Source organism: Oscillospiraceae bacterium (assembly GCA_031265355.1).
GTDB lineage: Bacteria > Bacillota > Clostridia > Oscillospirales > UBA929 > JAIRTA01.
On sequence record JAISCT010000038.1, the window covers coordinates 1 to 17,909 of the forward strand.

Below are 17,909 nucleotides of genomic sequence, written 5' to 3' on the forward strand. Positions count from 1 at the left end.
CAAGAGGCGCGACCATTTCTCTGGCCTGCGCTTCCTCTCCCTCTTTGTACTTGACGATGTATCTCTGCACCGGCACAGCCACTCTTTGCGGGATTTGCTCCCATTCGTCCTGCAGCGAATCCCCCCACGTCGTCCCACTCAGCAGTGAACTTTCGGATACATTCGAAAAATTCACTGCTGTGTCGCCACCCGCGGATTCCGTCTGCCAAAAACTCTCACCTGCCGCTTTGTATTCATTTTTCATGAACACGAACGGATCTCCCTCTTGTAATGTTACCTGCATGTCGAGCGGCCCCGAAGCTGTCGCGACAGAAGATATCTGCGCTGCCCAAACGCCGACGGCTGTCACTGTCAGCAACATGACAAAGGCCAGCACAAAACTGATCGCCCTTGTTCTCGTCTTCATATCCCATTCCCCCTGTTTAAAATACTTTCACCGAATTGATATCCTCATCATGAAAGCTGCACCGCTTATACCTTTGCCTATAGTGACAGCGTATGATGGCTAATTCACCTCTTATATCGTAAAAAAATTTGACAGGAATACAGGGAGTATTTGTAAAAAACCCCTGTATTCCTGTCAAATTTTAATTGTTTATTGCAACTTGATCCGTTTTTTGCAAAAAACGCAATCTTTTGCCATATTTTTGTTCATCCAAGACCCGCACAAAAAATTTTAAAAGAGTTTTCCGCTTTGGTTTTACAGTGGCGGCCTCATAGGTATTTTTCCAAAATGTTCTGCACCGAGGTGCCGCCGTCGCGGAGGACGCGTTTCAGACCGAAGAGAGCGTCGGGGTCGCCGGGTTTTAGCTCGTTGACACCATAGGTGCAGGTCATGGTGCAGGCAAAACCCATGTCTCGGAGGATGCTTTCGAGGTTGGCGGTGAATAGGCCGAACGGATACACAAACGCCTCCGGGCGGCGTCCGGTGATCTCAAATACCCGTTCCTGAAGCTCGCCCAGGTCCGCTCGGATTGCCCGATCGTAGTCCGCGTCGCTCTCGCCTTTGCGCTGCGCACAGCCCGGACGGGGCCCGGAGGGGACATGCATCTGGTAAGAGTGGTTTTCGATCTCAAAGACGCCGCGCGCTGCGAGCGAGGCCATGTCGTCCCAGGTTACATAGGAAAAGTTGGGGTTCTGCGCGCCCTCCTGCACCGAGCGGTCGGAAAAAGCTCCCACCACGGCGAGGACGCCTCGCATGCCGTGGGCGGCGAGCAGGGGCTCGGCGTAAAATACGTTGTTGTAGTGCCCGTCGTCAAAGGTCAGCATGACCGGCTTTTCCGGCAGCGCTGCCTCACCGCGCGCAAAGGCCGTGAGGTCGGAGACCGTCACCGAGGTAAACCCCTGGGCCTGTAAGTAGGCAAGGTCGGCCTCAAGCTGCGCCGGCGTGATGATGTACGCGCTGCCGCGTGTCGATTTGAGGATGCTGTGGTACATGATGACGGGCAGCCTCACGGCACCCTCCGGCGCCGGGGCCGTCGCGGCCGCCGCGGACGCGGGTTCCTCAAAGGGTCGCGTGCGGTAAAACTCCTTTGTGGCCGGGTCGCGCCGCACCTCGGAACGGTGCGCGTAGAGCAGCTTGGTGATCTCGTACACATCCACCCAATTCGACTCTGAGTCATCCGGCAGCGCGCCGTCGACGAGGAGCTGGAGCCCCCAGTGCAGGTGATTTTCCCCCACGTTGTTTACGTCCTCCTGCACGCTGTAGCCCGTGCGTCCCACGTAGCCTATCACGTCCCCGGCGCGCACCAGACGGCCCTTCTCTATGTCGGCATGGTAGGGCTGGCCTTTGCGCATGTGGGCGTAATAATAGTACCGCCGACTGTCCAGGCTGCGGACACCCAGCCGCCAGCCGCCGTATTGGTTCCAGCCGATCTCCGTGATCACGCCGGTCTCGATGCAAACGATGGGCGTGCCCACCGAGGCCATCATGTCGTGGCCGAGGTGCTGGCGCTCATAGCCATAGGACCGGCTGCGGCCGAAGTCGTTGTTGTGGCGGTAAGCAAAACCGGCGGCAATGGGGGAGTAGGCCTTGAGGCCGTACAGATCCTCCCAGGCCGTCCCGTCCTCCGTCTCCGCGCCGAGCCGGAAGGAACCGACCAAACCGCCCAGTACGGCGGTGTAAAGCGCCCGGTAATCGGAAAAGTGCGGGAGATCCGCGGTCAGAGCCTCGAGTGTCTCGCCGGCGCGCAGCCGGTCGCACAGGGTGCGCAGGTCTGTGTCCCGAAACTGGCTGAAATCTCCCTGGCAGCGGGCGGCCAGGCAGGCCAGCAGATCGATCCAGTCGAGCGGAACCGCGCCCTCCGCACCCGCCAGCACGGCGGCGTGCGCCTCCACGTCCGCCCGCAGCGCCTTTTCCAGTACGTGGGCCGGCACGTCAAACGACGGCGCCGCCGCGCGCGCCGGGACCGAGACGATTCGAGCCGGCGCTCCGGAGACAACCAACGCGCCGGCCGCGAGCACGGCGAGCCCCCACCAAAGCGCACGCGCCGGGACAATCCGCGGGACAATCCGCACAGGAAACAACCCCCTTGTAGGGGCGGCATTCCGCCGCCCGCAGAAAACCTGACGGCGCCCAACGGGGAGCGCCTGGGCACTCGGGTACCCTCTCTAGCGTACGCCCGGAGCGGAGAAAATAGTCCTGGGTTCCGTCGAGGGGTAATGAAACCATCTTTTTTTCACATTTTCTCGGCAAGGCGCACAGATTTCCCAATTTTTATCTTGACAGAAGCCACGAAAACCGATAGTCTTAAAGAAGTGATTTGTCCATGTTCTGCATGAGATATATCATACATCAACGAAAACCGCCGCCTATGCCCAGTTGCCCGCGCGGCATGAGACGATTTCATCCCTCCGGAGCGCCGTCCGGGCAAAGGCCCGGACCGGTCTTCGATGCCGTATTTTGTGTTTGTTCTTAAAATATATGGTGCAGGGACCGGCCCCGCCGCAGCGCCGGGAGATCCCTCGGAAAGCCTAGAGACAGGACGGGCCCAATTGGGCGGACGACGGTTTCCGAATCACTGGAGGTGCGCACGAAGACGTGTGGGAGATTCTGATTCCCATCGTGGTCGCTCTCGTCGGAATCGCTGTTGGTTTTTTTGCCGGAATTTTATACCGTAAAAATGTGGCGGAGAAGGAGATCGCGAGCGCCGAAGAGGAGGCGCGCAGGATCATCAACGATGCGATCAAAAGCGCCGAAGCGAAAAAGAGAGAGGCCCTGGTGGAAGCCAAAGAGGAGATTCATAGGAATCGTGTGGAGTATGACCGTGAGGTCAAGGAACGGCGGCAGGACCTGCAAAAACAGGAGCGCCGCCTGCAGCAAAAAGAGGAATCCCTCGACCGCAAACACGAAAACATCGAAAAAAAGGAAGAGCAGCTCACCCGCAAATTGCAGGATGCCGACACCGTCCGCGAAGAGGCGGAGCGCCTGAAACGCAGCCAAATGGATGTACTGGAAAAGATTTCCAGTTTCACCGCCGAGGAGGCCAAGCTCTATCTGATCAAGAGCCTTGAGTCCGAGGTGACGCACGAGGCCGCCATGAAGATCAAGGAGATCGAGACGCGCTACAAGGAGGAGGCGGACGGCAAGGCCCGCGAGTACATTTCGCAGGCCATTCAGCGCTGTGCCGCCGAGCATGTGATCGAGGCCACGGTCAGCGTGGTGCCCCTGCCAAACGACGAGATGAAGGGGCGCATCATTGGGCGCGAGGGCCGCAACATTCGCACACTGGAGACGCTTACGGGCGTCGACCTGATCATCGACGACACCCCGGAGGCCATCACGCTGTCCTCCTTCGACGCCGTGCGGCGCGAGGTGGCGCGGTTGTCGCTGGAGAAGCTCATCTCCGACGGGCGCATCCACCCCGCCCGCATCGAGGAGATGGTCGAGAAGGCCAAAAAAGAGGTGGAGATCACGATCAAAGCCGAGGGGGAGCGCGCCATCTTCGAAGCCGGCGTGCACGGCCTGCATCCGGAACTCGTCCGCCTGCTGGGGCGGCTGCGTTACCGCACGAGTTACGGGCAAAACGTCCTGTTACATTCGCTGGAGGTCTCCCACATCGCCGGCACGCTGGCGGCCGAACTGGGTGTGGATGTGAATCTCGCCCGGCGCGCCGGGTTGCTCCACGACATCGGCAAGGCCATCGACCACGAGGTCGAGGGCTCCCATGTGACAATCGGCGTGGATCTGGCGCGCAAGTACAAGGAGAACCAGGACGTCATCCACGCCATCCACGCGCACCACGGAGACATCGACCCGAAGACCATCGTCGCCTGTTTGGTGCAGGCGGCCGACGCAGTGTCCGCCGCCCGGCCGGGCGCGCGGCGTGAAAATCTTGAGAACTATATCAAACGGCTGGAGAAGTTGGAGGAGCTCGCGAACACCTTTGTCGGTGTAGACAAGAGCTTTGCCATCCAGGCCGGCCGCGAGATTCGCATCATGGTGAAACCCGAGAACGTCAGCGACGACCAGATGATCCTGCTGGCCCGCGATCTCGCGAAAAAGATCGAGGAGGACCTCGACTACCCGGGCCAGATCAAAGTGCATGTGGTCCGCGAGACGCGGCACATCGAATACGCGAAGTGACCCTTTCCCGCGCGGTCGTCCGCACACGCCGGACGATCGCCGCCGGTATAGCAACAGCCGCCCGCCCGTCCGCTTGCCAGCGGGGGGCGGGCGTGTTACAGCGGAGCGCCGCTGACAATGCCTTGCTCGGCGCGGCGCCGGGCGAGGCGAACCGAAAACTGGGGGTGACCCATTGGTCGTCGAAACCGTCGAAACCGTGCTGCCCGTCCGGCTGGCGCTGGCCCCGATGGCGGGCGTCACGGACTTTGCCTTCAGGGCGGTGTGCCGCCGTCAGGCGCGCATCCTCACCTGTACCGAGATGGTGAGCGCACGGGCTTTGACATATGGAGACATGAAATCGCGCCGCCTGATGCGACTCGGAGCGGACGAGCGCCCGTCCGCCGTCCAGTTGTTCGGCAGTGACCCGGCCTGCATGGCCGAGGCCGCGGTCATCGCGGCGGAGAGTGTCCGACCCGATCGCATCGATCTCAACATGGGTTGCCCGACGCCGAAGATTGTCGCCTCGGGTGACGGCTGCGCGCTGATGCGGGACCCGGAAAAGGCCGCCCGCATCATTGAGGCCTGTGTCCGCGCCGTGCCTCTGCCGGTGACCGTGAAGTGCCGCCGGGGCTGGGACAGGGGGCAGAGCAACGTCGTCGTTTTCGCCCAGGCGGCGGAAGCGGCGGGCGCGGCCGCTCTCTGCGTACACGGGCGTACGCGGGTACAGCTCTACGCCGGGCGGGCCGACTGGGACGTCGTCCGCGAGGTGAAGCAGACCGTGTCGATCCCGGTGATCGTGAACGGGGACATCTTCTCTCCCGCCGACGCGGTCACGGCGCTGCGCCGCACTGGCGCGGACGCGGCGATGATTGGGCGGGCCGCCTTCGGCAATCCATGGATTTTCGCGCGGGCTGAGGCCGCGCTCGCGGGCGCGCCGGACCCGGGTCGGCCGCCGCTGGCCGAGCGGCTTGAGACGGCGCTGGCACAGATTGAGCTGGCCGCGGAGGACAAGGGGGAGCACATCGCGTGCCTCGAAGCGCGCCGCCATGTCGTGTGGTACCTGCGCGGAGTGCCGCACGCGGGCGTGTTCAAACAGCCGCTGTGTCGGGTGTCCACGCTGGCGGAGCTCACCGAGATCGTCCGCCGCATGCAGCGGACACTGCGGGACGACGAGGAGGACACATGCTGAGAGATCGATGTGAAAGGCAGATGAGAGAGGGAAGGGGGTGTTTGCATGGCGGGCGGAGACGCGGACCGCGCGCTGGCTGAGCGAGCCGCGCGCGGGGAAGCGGCGGCGTTTGAGGCGCTGGTAAACGCCTATCAGACGCGGGTGTATACGCTGGCGTTTCGGATGACCCACAGCCGGGAGGACGCCTTCGATCTCTCTCAGGAGATCTTCCTGCGGGTCTATCGGGCGCTGCCCCGTTTTAAGGCGGAATCATCTTTTTCCACATGGTTGTATCGGCTGGCGTCCAACGTCTGTCTGGACCACGTGCGCAAAACGGCTCGGCGGCGGGAACAGCCGATGTCCGCATGGGAGCAGGAGGGGGAATCACAGCCGATCGAATGGCCGGACATGCGCTATAACCCCGAGACAGTCTATGAAAAGAGCGAATTGCGCGAGGCGGTGGCCGAGGCGATGGACCGATTGACGCCCGAGCACCGGATCGTCCTGACGCTGCGGGACATCGAGCGGCTGAGCTATGCGGAGATCGCCGCCGCGCTGGATCTAGAGGAGGGCACGGTCAAATCCCGTCTGGCGCGCGCACGCGCGTCGCTGTGCCGCATTCTCACGGCGCGCGGGAACTTTTTTGAAGATCGCACGTCTAAACCACCAAAGACGCCGTCAGGGGAAAAGGCGGAGCGTCTCGGAGGAGGTGAACCGCATGGATCCCTGTGAACAATATATAGAAGCCATCAGCCTGGATGTGGACGGTTGTTTGGATGAGGCGGCGCGTCGCGCACTGGAGGAGCATCTGGCGGTTTGCCCGCGCTGTACGGCCCGGCGGGCGGCCTTTGCCGCGCTGCACGACGGTTTGGCCGGATGGGAGGAGACGCCGCCCGACACCCTGCTGCCCGGCATCCGTTATCAAGTCCGGCGCACGCGCGGCCGGCGTTCCGGCCGGTGGCCGCGGCGTATGGCGCCGCTGGCGGCTGTGGCGGCCGTGGTGGCGTTGCTGTTGGTGATGCAGGAAAGGCTGCCCCAGATTGCATACGCCCCCGGAACGGCGCAGTCCGACACAAAGCAGGCTCCCGGAGAGGGCGTCTTCTATGCGGCGAAAAACGATTCCGACGATTTCACGCAGGAGGGCGGCGACGGGAATGCGCCCGGTGCAGCCCTCACGTCCGGCGACGCGACGGGCAGTGCCGGAGGGGACGTAGCGCGGTCCGACATGACCGACGCGGCCGTGCCGCCGGCTGCTGTGCCGGCGCCCTCATCGACCATGCCGGACGGGGCCCCCCCGATGGGGCGCAGCGCGGGTCCGCCGGTGTCGGAAGATGTCCCGCAGGGGGAGATGAACGGCGGCGCGAGCGACGCGACAAATTCTCTGCAGCCGCCCGCCGAAATGGAAGCGCCCGGGCCCTTGGCGATGACGACGGCCGTGGCGACGCCCGCGCCCTACGCCTATGTGATACGCTGGGCGGCCGCCGTGCCGGAAGAACTCGCGTCGCTCGCCAGGGTGGAATATGACGACCGGACGGAGATCGTTGCGTCGCGGATGTTGGTGGAGACATGGTGGCCAGTCTGGTCGGAGGCGGGCGCGCGGCGCGACGTCGACGACACAGAGGAGATGTCCGCCGAGTCGGACGATGTGCCGGACGATGTGTTGGTCATCTTTGAAAAGTGATAATTCTTCTTCTGATTTGATAAAACGAGCAACTCCGATCTGCGGTCGACCCCCGCGCCTTCATAGGCGCGGGGGTCGACCGTTGCGCGTAAAGATTGGCGTCGCCGATGTCTGTCAAAGAACCTGCACTTTTCTTATGCAGCCTTTCACGCGGCTCACTCTTTACTTGTTTGCCCTCACCATCGCCATATCGCAGTTGTGCAGCACGCCTTTGGACAACGCGAAGCAGAGAAGTCCCATCGCCAGTTCCCAAGCACAAAGTATCAGCAGTCCCGCAAACAACCCAAAGCCGTCGCCTATTATGCTCCCGATGACAATCGCCAGCGCAAGTCCCGGCGCCATTGTCAAAATTACGGCGAAGTAATAAATCACAATCAGAAGACCGGCGCTGATGTCAGAGCCAAGGAAGCGCAGGAACACATAATTTACACCCAAAAGCAGACATGAGAAAAGCGTATAAGTCAATATGCAAACTGCGATATATGCAAAGTCCGCGCCCACAAGAGACCCGCCGATTCCGAAAATCAGCACGCTCTCCAAAAATGTTCTTGCCATGATTTCCAGGTTGCTCCACAGGATTTTTTTGAACGAGGATTCGGGAATCATGTAAATATAATGGGAATAGGTTTCTTTCAGCCCCCGCCCTGTGCCGATGAGCATGATCTGAAGCCACATCAGAATTTGCATAACGACAACAAGGTCTTGTACGAACAGTGTCATAATGACAGCCCCCGCTGCAATCAGAACCGAAGGCAGGGTCAATATGCCGAAACGGTTTTCCCGAAAGCTCTCGCGCATATGTTTGCCGAACAAAGCCGCCGCTCCGTTGCCGTAAATCCCGGTTTTGGTGATTTTTACGGCTTTTTTAAACTGCGTAGCCGCATTTAGGTTCCCCTCGGTTATTGCCCGCTTTCTCTCGTAAGCCGTTTCGGTCGCCACCAACACATCTTCATAATAATCTGGATGGGAAAGCAGAATATAACCTGTTATTCCCGCACCTAAAAACAGGTTCAAACCAAAAAAGAACAATCCGGCCAACAATTCGCCGGATAAAAGCGCGGTGACGCCGCTTGCCGTCCAACCCGCCACCGGGATATACCGCAGAAAAGGGGAATTGATAGCCGCTTCCAACGCGACGGAGGGATTCCGCGTCTCAAAATACGAAACCGCCCAAAAAACGGCAAGGGGCAGAAATAACAGAGCGGTGATCAGCTTTACCACACGTTTTTTGGTTGCATTGCCGTTGGTGGCGCTGTAAATTAATAGGGAGGCAATGAGCAAAACGACCATGCTCAGTAAAAAACCTGCGAAGGTGAGCAAAACACCGCCATAGTCAACGCCAAAATTGGCCAACGAGCTTGCCTGGAATAAAATAAAGAAGCCCGCTAAAAACGCAGTTTTCGCCATACGAATCAGCCCATACAACAGCACCTTGCGTGGGTCCACCGGGGAAACAAAAAGCAGATTGACGTCGTTCATTTCGAAGATGGCATCCCCACCAGAAAGCCCTTTGAGGATATTGATGACCACAAACAGTGAGATAAAAGCAAACAAGATTCCGGAAAACCAAAACAGCGGCGCGGGCTGCTCCACCTGCGCTTTTGTAAAAAAAGAAAGCGCAATGGCACCGATTGCGGCGGCTATCATCAGCAAGTACAGCATCAGTTTGCCGGGCTTTTTCAAAAGCTCTTTCAGACTGTTTTTCATACTTTTGCGAACAATGTATAAGAGAGCGTTCATTCTCTCCCACCTCCCTTGGGAGTATCATCATGTTCCGTGATGGCAAAATACATATCTTCCAGAGACTTGCCCTCCGGCATTTCTCCCCGGCGGCAGACCGCAACCACTTTGGCGTCTTTCAGGATGTATGTCGTGTCCCAGTTTTCCTCCATGCTTTCAATCATGTGCGTGCTGACGAGCAATGCGCAGCCGTTTCGTTTCAAGTCGGCCATGACGGCTTTGATTTCCCTGATGCCATGTGGGTCAAGCCCTACCAGCGGCTCATCAAGAATAACCGCTTTGGGCTGAGGCAGCAAGGCGCAGCACACACTTACCTTTTGTTGCATTCCTTTCGACAACTCTTTGCCGAGCTTTCGCGTTTTGTCTGACAACTCGAACCGATGAAGGAGTTCGTCGGCAAGCGGTTCCCAGCTTTGCAAACGGTAGGCTTTGGCGGTAAACTCCAAATGCTCATAAACCGTCAGCATAGGGTACAGCACAGGCATTTCGGGGACATAGCCCAAAAGCCGCTTTGCCTCGGTGGTACGGTTGTCGAATCCGCCCACGGTAATGCTTCCCCGATAGCGAAGCAATCCGCAAATCGATTTAAGCAGCGTAGATTTCCCCGCGCCGTTGGGGCCAAGCAGAACGGTCAACTCGCCGGGGTTCACAACCAGAGAAATGTTGTCGGCGGCGAGAAATTTTCCGTAGTGTTTCGATATGTTTTGGACGTTGATCATAGAGCACTTGCCCCTTTTTCGCATAAAGTTTTATTGCAAGCCGCGTGGGGTTATCCTATAGCTATATCATCTTTCGCGAACTGAATCAAAACCTCAAACAGATCCCCCGTCACGCGGAGGGAGAACTGTCCGCCCGTCAGTTCCGTCAAGCTTTTCGCAATGTAAAGCCCAAGACCGCTGCCCTCGGTGTGACGGGTGCGGTCGCCTCGGATAAACTGCCGGGTCAGCGTCTCGGCGGTCAGATCGAGCGGGGTTTGGGAGATGTTTTTCAGAGAGAAGAACACCGCACCCTCCGTCCGACCGATGTCCGCCAATACGCGGGTGTCCGGCAAGGTGTACTTGACCGCGTTGGCAAAAATATTTTCCATCACCCGCCGCAGGTGTCCGCTGTCCGTCGTAACAAAAACCTGCTCCTCTGTCTGTCGGCATAAAAAAGTCAAACGATTGCCCGCAAAGGCCTCTTCAAAATCCCCGGCGATCTGCCCTGTAATTTCAATCAGATCGATCCGCTGCAAGGTCACCGGCAGATTGCCCGTCCCGGCTTTTGAGGCCTCCATCAGGTCGTCAATCAGCCTCTTCATCCGGGCGGTCTTTCGCGCCAAAACGCCCGCATACTCGACGTAGGCCGCGTTGTCGATGGGCAGGGTTTGTAACAGATCTACATAGTTGCAGATCGAAGTCAGCGGCGTTCGAATGTCATGCGATACATTGGTGATGAGCTCGGCCTTGAACCGCTCAGCTTGGATTTTTTCCTCGTTAGCTTTCTCATAGGAGGAGGATAACGACAGCAAGAATGAGCAGAAATACGTCAGTGCAGCCAGCGTGAACATGGCGAAAACAAAGACCGCCACGCCCAGCCGGGATCCCAGCTGTGTGAAATAGATGATAAACAAATACAGCAGATTGCCCGCCAGCAAAACAGACATCAAAAACCCGATGGGCTTGTTGAAAGGGTGGAGGCGATAGAATGGCAGCCAGACCATTGTCTTTGTCAACGTTTTGTCGCGCAGATGCGCCACGGTTGCGGCCAGCAGGGCCACACCCGCGGCGTAGGCGAGGAACGAAAGCGACAACAGCCGGACGGCGTTTCGATAATATTGGGCGTCGGAGACGCACAACACTAGGGTACACAACGATAAAAGTACGAGCAGAGAAAAATCAATCTTTTGCCACAGGCGGAAGAGGCCGGTTTTCCGGTTGCCGTCCGATGTCCAGATCGAGAGACAGAGCAGACCGACGGCGAAGAAAAATATGGCCAGAGAAACCGCCAAATCCCAGTGCAGATAGTTTCCCAAAACCTTGCCCGTATAATAATTGTACCCCTGGCTGAGCGCGCGAACCGCGGACAACGCGCCGCCGCCGCCGAGTAAGAAGACTGCCGCCTTGACCCAAGACGAGCGCAACGCGCGGCTGACCGAGATCATCGGCTTTTCACCACCTTGTAGCCCAGCCCATAGATAACTTTTAAATACCGAGGCTCTTTGGGGGTGATCTCGATTTTCTCCCGGATGTGCCGGATGTGAACCGAAATGGTTTTTGAGACATGAAAGGCCGGCTCGTTCCACACCGCCTCATAGATCTGGGCGGAGGAAAAAACACGCTCCATGTGGGTCATCAGCAACTGTAAGATGTTGAATTCGACGGCGGTCAAAGAGACATCCTCACCCTCAACCGTCACGCGCTTTCGGCCCGCGTCCAGCACGAGCCCGCCGGTCCGGTAGACGCCCGGCTCTGCCTCCGGCGTCCCGTCTCTCAGCCCGCCCAGCCGGGCGTACCGGCGCAGGGCCGCCTTGACGCGGGCCAGCAGTTCCACCGGGTTGAAGGGTTTTGTGATATAATCGTCGCCGCCCATGTTGAGACCCAAAATGCGGTCGGTGTCCTCGCTTTTGGCGCTGAGAAACAAGATCGGTACATTGGAAAACGCCCGGATCTTCACCGCCGCCTGTATGCCGTTAAGCACCGGCATCATCACGTCCAATAGTATCAGATGAACGGTTTCTCGCGCCGCGATGTCGGCGGCTTCCCGGCCGTTTTCGGCCTTGATGACTGTGTATCCCTCCTGCCTCAGGTAGATGTCTAAGGCCGACAATATGTCGCCGTCGTCGTCACAAATGAGAATGGTGTAGTCCATGTCAGTCCTCCCACACCGTGATGATATACCCCCCCGTGTTGTCGCTCGAAATCTCACAGCTCTTCTCTCTGGGCACCCGTATGATGTCGTCGCGCGGGCGCGCATAAAAGACCGAGTATGTCTGGTGTTCCAGCGTGATATCAAAGCCGTCGCTGTCTGCCAGCAACTGAAGGTATTCCTCCAGACAAAGGCCGTTGTCGTGACAGTAGGCCGCATGGGGCTGACCGACGTAGCGAAAATGCCACGGCTCAAACGCGATGCCCGTAACGTCGCGTTTGTCTTCGGGATACCGCAGGATGAAGCCGTATTTCCAGGCGTTTTGCGCCAACCAGCGGCCCTCGGCCGAATCTCCAAACTGCGCCTGCCCGATGTCTGTGTACGCGATGTCGGCGGCGAGGCCGGTTTGGTGTTCGCTGTGACCAGGTTTTTGGACGTAGGATTTATCGTTCGCCTTCTTGTAGAGCTGCTTTTGCCGCTCACTGGTCCGGTAGCCGCTGGTAATGAAAAAACCGTCAAAACCCTCCGTTTCGGCCTGCGTGAACAGAGCGTCCGCCGCCTCCAACGCGCGGGGATGCATCAGGATGTCGGCGGCGGCCAGTGGGACGGTCTGGTACGCCGAAACGGTGGGATACGGGACGCCGCCGTCAGGGATGGGATGGTCGCCGTTGATGAGTGCCAAAAGTTGGGTGTCTTCCAGCGCGCCGACAGGGACGTCCGCCCAATCGGACGCGACGGAGGATGCCGGAGACGCCGGGGACGCCGCCGCGCCATAGGGCGCTGAAGATGGCAGTATGCTCGGCGTTTGGCATCCGCCGCCCGCGCACAGCAGGGCGGTCAGACAGAGAGTGGACAGGAATCGTTTCATAAACACGCCTCCTCGGTTTGATTGTGTTCCCATTGTGAAGGACAAAATCAAACTTGAGGGACAGGAAAGGTTGAGATTTCTCTAAGAACTGTCAGCTGTCAACGGTTTCCGCCGGCAGCAGCTCGGCCATGTCGTGTTCGATCCGGTTGCGGCCGTTTTGTTTGGCACGGTAGAGGCAGTGATCGGCCTGGGCCACATTTTCATCCACGGACTGCGCCATGTTGAAGGTGTGGATGCCGAAACTCATCGTGGCGGAGATCGGGCCGAAGTGTTTGTCCTCCAGCGGCGTCGTCGTCATCGCGCTGCGCAGGCGCTCCGCTACCATCACCGCGCCGGCCACCGTGGTGTTCGGCAGCACAATCAAAAACTCCTCGCCGCCCCAGCGGAAGCAGTAGTCCTCGCTGCGCAGGCTGGTCTTGAAGAGCTGAGCCACGTGGATAAGGAAACGGTCGCCGTATTGATGACCGAACCGGTCGTTGATCGCCTTGAACCAGTCGATGTCGCACATGATGAGCTGCAGACCGCAGCGATGCCGGCGCTCGCGGGCCTGTTCCCGCTCGATCACGTCGTAGAATGCGCGGCGGTTCGACAGCCCGGTGAGCTGATCCTGGTTGGCCGAGGCGGAAAACCGTTTGGCCATGTCGATGAGTTTCTGCCCCGTGCGCTGGTGCACGTGCTCCACCACCATCGCGAGACACGAAAACGCCACGAAGATGATGGGAAACTGGAGCCGGAAGTTCAACGAATAACGCGCCGTGCGCCACTGGTCGAACAGCGGAGAGAAGAGAATCAGGATGCTGGCGATTTGGATCGTGAGATAGGGTTGGGCGAAGCGGTTGCCAAGAAAGAAACAGACGGCGAGCGGGTACGCCAGCACCCACAGTACGGAAAACCCGGCCGCGGCGCCGAACAGCATCAGGAACATTGAATAAAACGTCAGGTACACGGCGAACAAATAGAACGGCCATTCGTGGCGGCGCAGATGGTGGAGCAGGAAGAGACAAAACGCGCTCACCCCTGCGGTGCTGAGAACGGCGACGAGATCCGCCGTATAGTGGTTGAAAAAATATACAGGGGACATGAGCAGGCAAAGGACGAGCACAAAGGTCATCAAAAATGTGAGGTTCGACCGCCAGCGGTGCTCCTCCACGCCGAGCAGATATTCGTCGCTCACCAGAGAATCGATCTTTTCCCGGAACCATGTCCGCGGACTCATCTCACCACCTCCAAATGGATCATTTATCCGCCGTTTCCCCCGCTTGGTCTCAGTGTACTACATTTTGTCCGTTGCGTAAAGACCCAGCGAGGAAGGCGCCGCGCGGGACGCTTACAGCGTGACGCCCCGACGGCGAAGCCAGTCGGCCAGCCGCGCGCGCGTGGCGTTTATGACGAGCGCTTCGGGGAAATCGATCTCGGCCAGCAGCGCCAGCGCCAGGCTCACGTCTCCCACTTGGCCGGCCCAGTGGGCGTCTGTGTTTACGACCACCGGCACGCCGTGGCGCGCGCAGCAGCGTGCCAAGGCCCGGCAGTTCTCCTCGCTGCCGGGGCGCGCGACCGGCGAGTGACTGTTGATCTCGATCAGCGTGCCGGTCTCCCGGCAGCGCAGGACGACGGCCTCGTGATCAAAAGGGAAGTTCGGCTGGCCGGGGTGGCCGAGGCAGTCGATCAGAGGGTTGCCGGCGACGGACAGCCAGGCCGCCGTGTGCTGATCCCGCGTGCCCGGCGTCCGGCAGGGCCGGTGCAGAGAGGCGATGACGAAGTCCAGATTGGCGAGGATATGCGCCGGCAGATCGACCGTGCCCGCCCAGTCCAGCACATTGACCTCCGCGCCCGTCAGGAGGCGCACGCCCGCGCAGTGCGCCGGCAGGTCGGACCCCTCGAAGTGCCACTCGTGCGGCGCGTCCGGCAGGGCCGGCGCGTGATCGGTGACGGCCACCGCCGCAAGTCCCGCCGCGGCCGCGGCCGTGCAGACTTCCATGACCGTAGAGAAAGCGTGCGTGCTGGCCAGCGTGTGGGTGTGCAGGTCCGCCGCGATGCCTGTGAGCCCCGTCATAGATCGTCTCCAAGCAGGCTGCTCGCCTCGAAATGGGTATTGATCCGGTCGGTGAAGTCACGCGCCGCGTTGAAGCCCATCTTCTTGTGGCGGTTGTTCATGGCCGCCACTTCGATGATCACAGCCAGATTCCGCCCGGGCTTCACCGGCACCGTGAGAGAGGGAATCTCCACGTCCAGAATCCGAGTGGTCAAGTCCTCAAGTCCCAGCCGGTCGTACTGGGTGTTTTCGTCCCACTGTTCGATGTTGATGATGAGATCCACCTTCTCCGTCTGTTTGATGGCGCCCATGCCGAAAATACGCCGCACGTCCACGACGCCGATGCCGCGCAGCTCGATGTAGTGGCGGATGAGTTCGGGCGCCGAACCCACCAACGTCTTGGCCGACACTTTTTTGATCTCGACGGCGTCGTCGGCGATCAGGCGGTGGCCGCGCTTTACAAGCTCGATGGCGGTCTCCGATTTGCCGACGCCGCTCTCGCCGAGCAGCAAGATGCCCTCGCCGTAGACTTCCACCAGTACGCCGTGCCGCGTGATACGGGGCGCGAGCTCCACTTTGAGCATGGCGATCATCGCGCTCATGAGGTGGGAGGTCGACTCGATCGTCGAAAGGACGGGCACCTCGTACTGCTCGGCCAGACTCATGCACTCCGAGAAGGGTTCGATGCCGCGCGAGAAGATGATCGCCGGGATCTTCTTCGACATCAGTTTTTCGAAGGCCTTCCGCCGCCGCTCCGTTGTGAAGCGCTCGACAAAAGTGGCCTCTACCTTGCCCACGACCTGGATGCGGCTGGCGTCGAAATAGTCAAAAAAACCGGCCAGCGGCAGGCCCGGGCGGTTTACGTCGTCGGTGACGATCAGTGTCTTCTCCATCTGCGGCGGCTGATAGACCACATCGAGATTGAACTCGTCGATGAGGTCCGTCAGCTTCACATTGTATAGATTGTTCATGGTTCACCCCGCTTTGCTTCTGACGTTTCCGCTTTGTATTATACCCGGTTCCCGGCCCCTTGGCAACAGCAATCTGCCCCAATCTGCCCGCGGCGATGATTGATGGTTGACATCCGCCCGGTATCCTGTATAATAGAAGAAGTGTCCATATCGTGATTTGGGCACATCCTTGCTCCCGGCGCACCGAAAGGGACGTCGCCGTCCGGGGGCCATATGTCCAAAAGGAGGTGCAAACAATGGCGAAAATCACAGCCAAGTACGAGACCATGTATATCCTGAACGGCACGCTCGGCGAAGAGGAGACAGCCGCCCTAGTGCAGAAGTTCCGGGAACTGGTCGAGGCGCATGGTACCCTGACCGCCGTGGAGGAGTGGGGCAAGCGCAGGCTTGCCTACGAGATAAACCGCGTGACGGACGGCTACTATGTGCTGATGACGTTTGAGTCGGCGCCCTCGTTCCCGGAGGAACTGGAGCGCGTCTTCAGCATCACCGAAAACGTACTCCGCTGGCTCACCATTTGCAAAGACGAAAAATAAGTAAAAAGAGAAAGAAGACGAGCAAGGAGGGGCTGTCATGCTGAACAAAGCCATTTTGATGGGGCGACTCACAAGAGATCCCGAACTGCGCCACACCCAGAGCAACACGCCGGTCGCGTCCTTCCGCCTGGCGGTGGACCGCGGGTACCGGTCCAATGCCGAAAACCCACAGCAGCAGACCGCCGATTTCATAGACATCGTCTGCTGGGACAAGCAGGCTGAGTTTGTCTCCAAGTGGTTCACAAAGGGGCAGCTCGTGGCGGTGGCCGGCCGCATCCAGCAGCGCGAGTGGAAGGACAAGGACGGCAACAACCGCACCAGCTTCGAGATTGTGGCAAACGAGGTGCACTTTGCCGAAAAGCGCGGCGCCTCCGGCGCCGACCCGTCCGCCGCGCCCGTCCCCGTCCCTCGCGCCGCCGCGCCGGCGCCCGCCGTGAGCGATCCCGCCTCCGGCGGTTTTGCCGAACTCGAGGACGACGGCGAACTGCCGTTCTGACATAGAGCGCCCCGCCGAGTCGGGCGCCGCCTTATGAGATGGAAATATTTTACAGATAAGACGGACTTGGGCAGCCGGCCTGCGGGGCTGGGGCCCGGGGCCGATGAAAGGAGCATGTCCGATGGCTTCAGACCGTCCGCAGCGCGGCCGCAAGCGCCGCAAGGTATGTTCGTTTTGCGTGGACCGCATCGAGCACATCGATTACAAAGACACCGCCCGTCTGCGCCGCTATATTTCCGAGCGCGCGAAGATTCTGCCCCGCCGCATGACCGGCACCTGCGCCGGCCACCAGCGGGATCTCACGGAGGCCATCAAGCGCGCGCGTCATCTGGCGCTGCTGCCCTTTGTGACCGACTGATTCGCCACGCGACCGCGGGAGAGGGCCAACGCCCTCTCCCTGTTGATATACTCGCCCGATATATTCCAAATCGGGAAACTCCCGCAAACATCTCCCGCAATTGTCAATTTTTAATTGTCAATTGCCATCAGGGGTGGTGGCTGTGCCGCGTACAGACAAACAGAATTACTATCTGGACATCGCCGAGACCGTACTGGAACGGGGTACCTGTCTGCGCCGCAACTACGGCTCTCTCATTGTGAAGAACGACGAGATCATCTCGAGCGGATACGCCGGCGCGCCGCGCGGGCGGGCCAACTGCATCGACGTCGGACGCTGCATGCGCGAGGCGCTGAACATCCCCCGCGGCGAGCGTTACGAGATGTGCCGTTCCGTGCATTCGGAGATGAACGCCATCATCTCCGCGGCCCGGAGCGAGATGATCGGCGCCGCCCTCTACCTCGTCGGTCGGGACGCGAAGACCGGCGCGCTGCTGCCGGACACAAACTGCTGCGCCATGTGCAAGCGCATGGTGATCAACGCCGGCATCGAGCGCGTGGTGGTGCGCAACACAGAGACGGAGTACACGGTGTACGACGTGCAGAAGGACTGGGTCGAAAACGACGAATCCCTCCGCGGCGAATTCGGCTACTGAGTCCGCGCCTCGCC

At 59.8% G+C, this 17,909-nt stretch carries 18 protein-coding genes; 8 read left to right on the forward strand and 10 right to left on the reverse strand.

The window, feature by feature from the left end:
• Positions 1-406: hypothetical protein (locus LBK75_05270; protein MDR1157703.1), on the reverse strand; the 406-nt coding region annotated here is incomplete at its 3' end.
• 308 nt (positions 407-714) lie between these two features.
• Positions 715-2,517: a polysaccharide deacetylase family protein gene (locus LBK75_05275; GenBank protein MDR1157704.1), complete on the reverse strand. Its 1,803-nt coding sequence runs from the start codon at positions 2,515-2,517 to the stop codon at positions 715-717.
• 523 nt (positions 2,518-3,040) lie between these two features.
• Between LBK75_05275 and rny the strand changes: the two genes are divergently transcribed.
• The 4 genes from rny to LBK75_05295 all read left to right on the forward strand — a co-directional run bounded on the left by rny (position 3,041) and on the right by LBK75_05295 (position 7,413).
• Entirely contained in the window at positions 3,041-4,585 is a 1,545-nt protein-coding gene (rny, locus tag LBK75_05280) for a ribonuclease Y (GenBank protein ID MDR1157705.1), read from the forward strand.
• Between the two features lie 172 nt (positions 4,586-4,757).
• On the forward strand, positions 4,758-5,753 hold the full coding sequence (gene dusB / locus LBK75_05285; protein MDR1157706.1) for a tRNA dihydrouridine synthase DusB: 996 nt from the start codon (positions 4,758-4,760) through the stop codon (positions 5,751-5,753).
• A gap of 45 nt (positions 5,754-5,798) precedes the next feature.
• Positions 5,799-6,464: a sigma-70 family RNA polymerase sigma factor gene (locus LBK75_05290; GenBank protein MDR1157707.1), complete on the forward strand. Its 666-nt coding sequence runs from the start codon at positions 5,799-5,801 to the stop codon at positions 6,462-6,464.
• On the forward strand, positions 6,451-7,413 hold the full coding sequence (locus tag LBK75_05295; GenBank protein MDR1157708.1) for a zf-HC2 domain-containing protein: 963 nt from the start codon (positions 6,451-6,453) through the stop codon (positions 7,411-7,413). Before LBK75_05290 ends, LBK75_05295 begins: the two co-directional genes overlap by 14 nt.
• Before the next feature lie 162 nt (positions 7,414-7,575).
• On the opposite strand, the gene LBK75_05300 is transcribed toward LBK75_05295, so the two are convergent.
• From LBK75_05300 to hprK, 8 genes are all read right to left on the reverse strand, one after another.
• Positions 7,576-9,153: a putative ABC exporter domain-containing protein gene (locus LBK75_05300; GenBank protein ID MDR1157709.1), complete on the reverse strand. Its 1,578-nt coding sequence runs from the start codon at positions 9,151-9,153 to the stop codon at positions 7,576-7,578.
• Entirely contained in the window at positions 9,150-9,872 is a 723-nt protein-coding gene (locus LBK75_05305; protein MDR1157710.1) for an ABC transporter ATP-binding protein, read from the reverse strand. Before LBK75_05305 ends, LBK75_05300 begins: the two co-directional genes overlap by 4 nt.
• Positions 9,873-9,922: 50 nt before the next feature.
• The gene (locus LBK75_05310) at positions 9,923-11,296 is read right to left on the reverse strand and encodes a HAMP domain-containing histidine kinase (protein ID MDR1157711.1); all 1,374 of its coding nucleotides are present in this window, start codon (positions 11,294-11,296) and stop codon (positions 9,923-9,925) included.
• Entirely contained in the window at positions 11,293-12,003 is a 711-nt protein-coding gene (locus LBK75_05315) for a response regulator transcription factor (GenBank protein ID MDR1157712.1), read from the reverse strand. The genes LBK75_05310 and LBK75_05315 overlap by 4 nt, the downstream gene beginning before the upstream one ends.
• Position 12,004: 1 nt before the next feature.
• On the reverse strand, positions 12,005-12,868 hold the full coding sequence (locus LBK75_05320; GenBank protein MDR1157713.1) for a M15 family metallopeptidase: 864 nt from the start codon (positions 12,866-12,868) through the stop codon (positions 12,005-12,007).
• A 91-nt stretch (positions 12,869-12,959) separates the two neighbouring features.
• On the reverse strand, positions 12,960-14,084 hold the full coding sequence (locus LBK75_05325) for a GGDEF domain-containing protein (protein MDR1157714.1): 1,125 nt from the start codon (positions 14,082-14,084) through the stop codon (positions 12,960-12,962).
• Between the two features lie 111 nt (positions 14,085-14,195).
• A complete protein-coding gene (locus LBK75_05330) occupies positions 14,196-14,921 on the reverse strand; it encodes a phosphatase (protein MDR1157715.1) in 726 nt (241 codons plus the stop codon).
• Positions 14,918-15,871: an HPr(Ser) kinase/phosphatase gene (hprK, locus tag LBK75_05335; protein MDR1157716.1), complete on the reverse strand. Its 954-nt coding sequence runs from the start codon at positions 15,869-15,871 to the stop codon at positions 14,918-14,920. Before hprK ends, LBK75_05330 begins: the two co-directional genes overlap by 4 nt.
• 236 nt (positions 15,872-16,107) lie before the next feature.
• Here hprK and rpsF point away from each other — a divergent pair, with 236 nt between their 5' ends.
• The 4 genes from rpsF to LBK75_05355 all read left to right on the forward strand — a co-directional run bounded on the left by rpsF (position 16,108) and on the right by LBK75_05355 (position 17,895).
• Positions 16,108-16,407 carry a 30S ribosomal protein S6 gene (rpsF, locus tag LBK75_05340; protein MDR1157717.1) on the forward strand — a complete coding sequence of 100 codons (300 nt, stop codon included), beginning with the start codon at positions 16,108-16,110 and terminating at the stop codon, positions 16,405-16,407.
• 37 nt (positions 16,408-16,444) lie between these two features.
• Positions 16,445-16,903, forward strand: coding sequence for a single-stranded DNA-binding protein (locus tag LBK75_05345; protein MDR1157718.1), 459 nt, complete (start codon positions 16,445-16,447; stop codon positions 16,901-16,903).
• Between the two features lie 121 nt (positions 16,904-17,024).
• Positions 17,025-17,261, forward strand: coding sequence for a 30S ribosomal protein S18 (gene rpsR, locus LBK75_05350; GenBank protein ID MDR1157719.1), 237 nt, complete (start codon positions 17,025-17,027; stop codon positions 17,259-17,261).
• Positions 17,262-17,403: 142 nt separating this feature from the next.
• On the forward strand, positions 17,404-17,895 hold the full coding sequence (locus LBK75_05355) for a cytidine deaminase (protein MDR1157720.1): 492 nt from the start codon (positions 17,404-17,406) through the stop codon (positions 17,893-17,895).
• The last annotated feature ends 14 nt before the right edge of the window (positions 17,896-17,909 follow it).

Coding starts and splice junctions, on each gene's coding strand:
- LBK75_05290 (MDR1157707.1), top strand. CDS start 5,799: ATGGCGGGCGGAGACGCGGACCGCGCGCTGGCTGAGCGAGCCGCGCGC.
- LBK75_05295 (MDR1157708.1), top strand. CDS start 6,451: ATGGATCCCTGTGAACAATATATAGAAGCCATCAGCCTGGATGTGGAC.
- LBK75_05300 (MDR1157709.1), bottom strand. CDS start 9,153: ATGAACGCTCTCTTATACATTGTTCGCAAAAGTATGAAAAACAGTCTG.
- LBK75_05305 (MDR1157710.1), bottom strand. CDS start 9,872: ATGATCAACGTCCAAAACATATCGAAACACTACGGAAAATTTCTCGCC.
- LBK75_05310 (MDR1157711.1), bottom strand. CDS start 11,296: ATGATCTCGGTCAGCCGCGCGTTGCGCTCGTCTTGGGTCAAGGCGGCA.
- LBK75_05315 (MDR1157712.1), bottom strand. CDS start 12,003: ATGGACTACACCATTCTCATTTGTGACGACGACGGCGACATATTGTCG.
- LBK75_05320 (MDR1157713.1), bottom strand. CDS start 12,868: ATGAAACGATTCCTGTCCACTCTCTGTCTGACCGCCCTGCTGTGCGCG.
- LBK75_05325 (MDR1157714.1), bottom strand. CDS start 14,084: ATGAGTCCGCGGACATGGTTCCGGGAAAAGATCGATTCTCTGGTGAGC.
- LBK75_05330 (MDR1157715.1), bottom strand. CDS start 14,921: ATGACGGGGCTCACAGGCATCGCGGCGGACCTGCACACCCACACGCTG.
- hprK (MDR1157716.1), bottom strand. CDS start 15,871: ATGAACAATCTATACAATGTGAAGCTGACGGACCTCATCGACGAGTTC.
- rpsF (MDR1157717.1), top strand. CDS start 16,108: ATGGCGAAAATCACAGCCAAGTACGAGACCATGTATATCCTGAACGGC.
- LBK75_05345 (MDR1157718.1), top strand. CDS start 16,445: ATGCTGAACAAAGCCATTTTGATGGGGCGACTCACAAGAGATCCCGAA.
- rpsR (MDR1157719.1), top strand. CDS start 17,025: ATGGCTTCAGACCGTCCGCAGCGCGGCCGCAAGCGCCGCAAGGTATGT.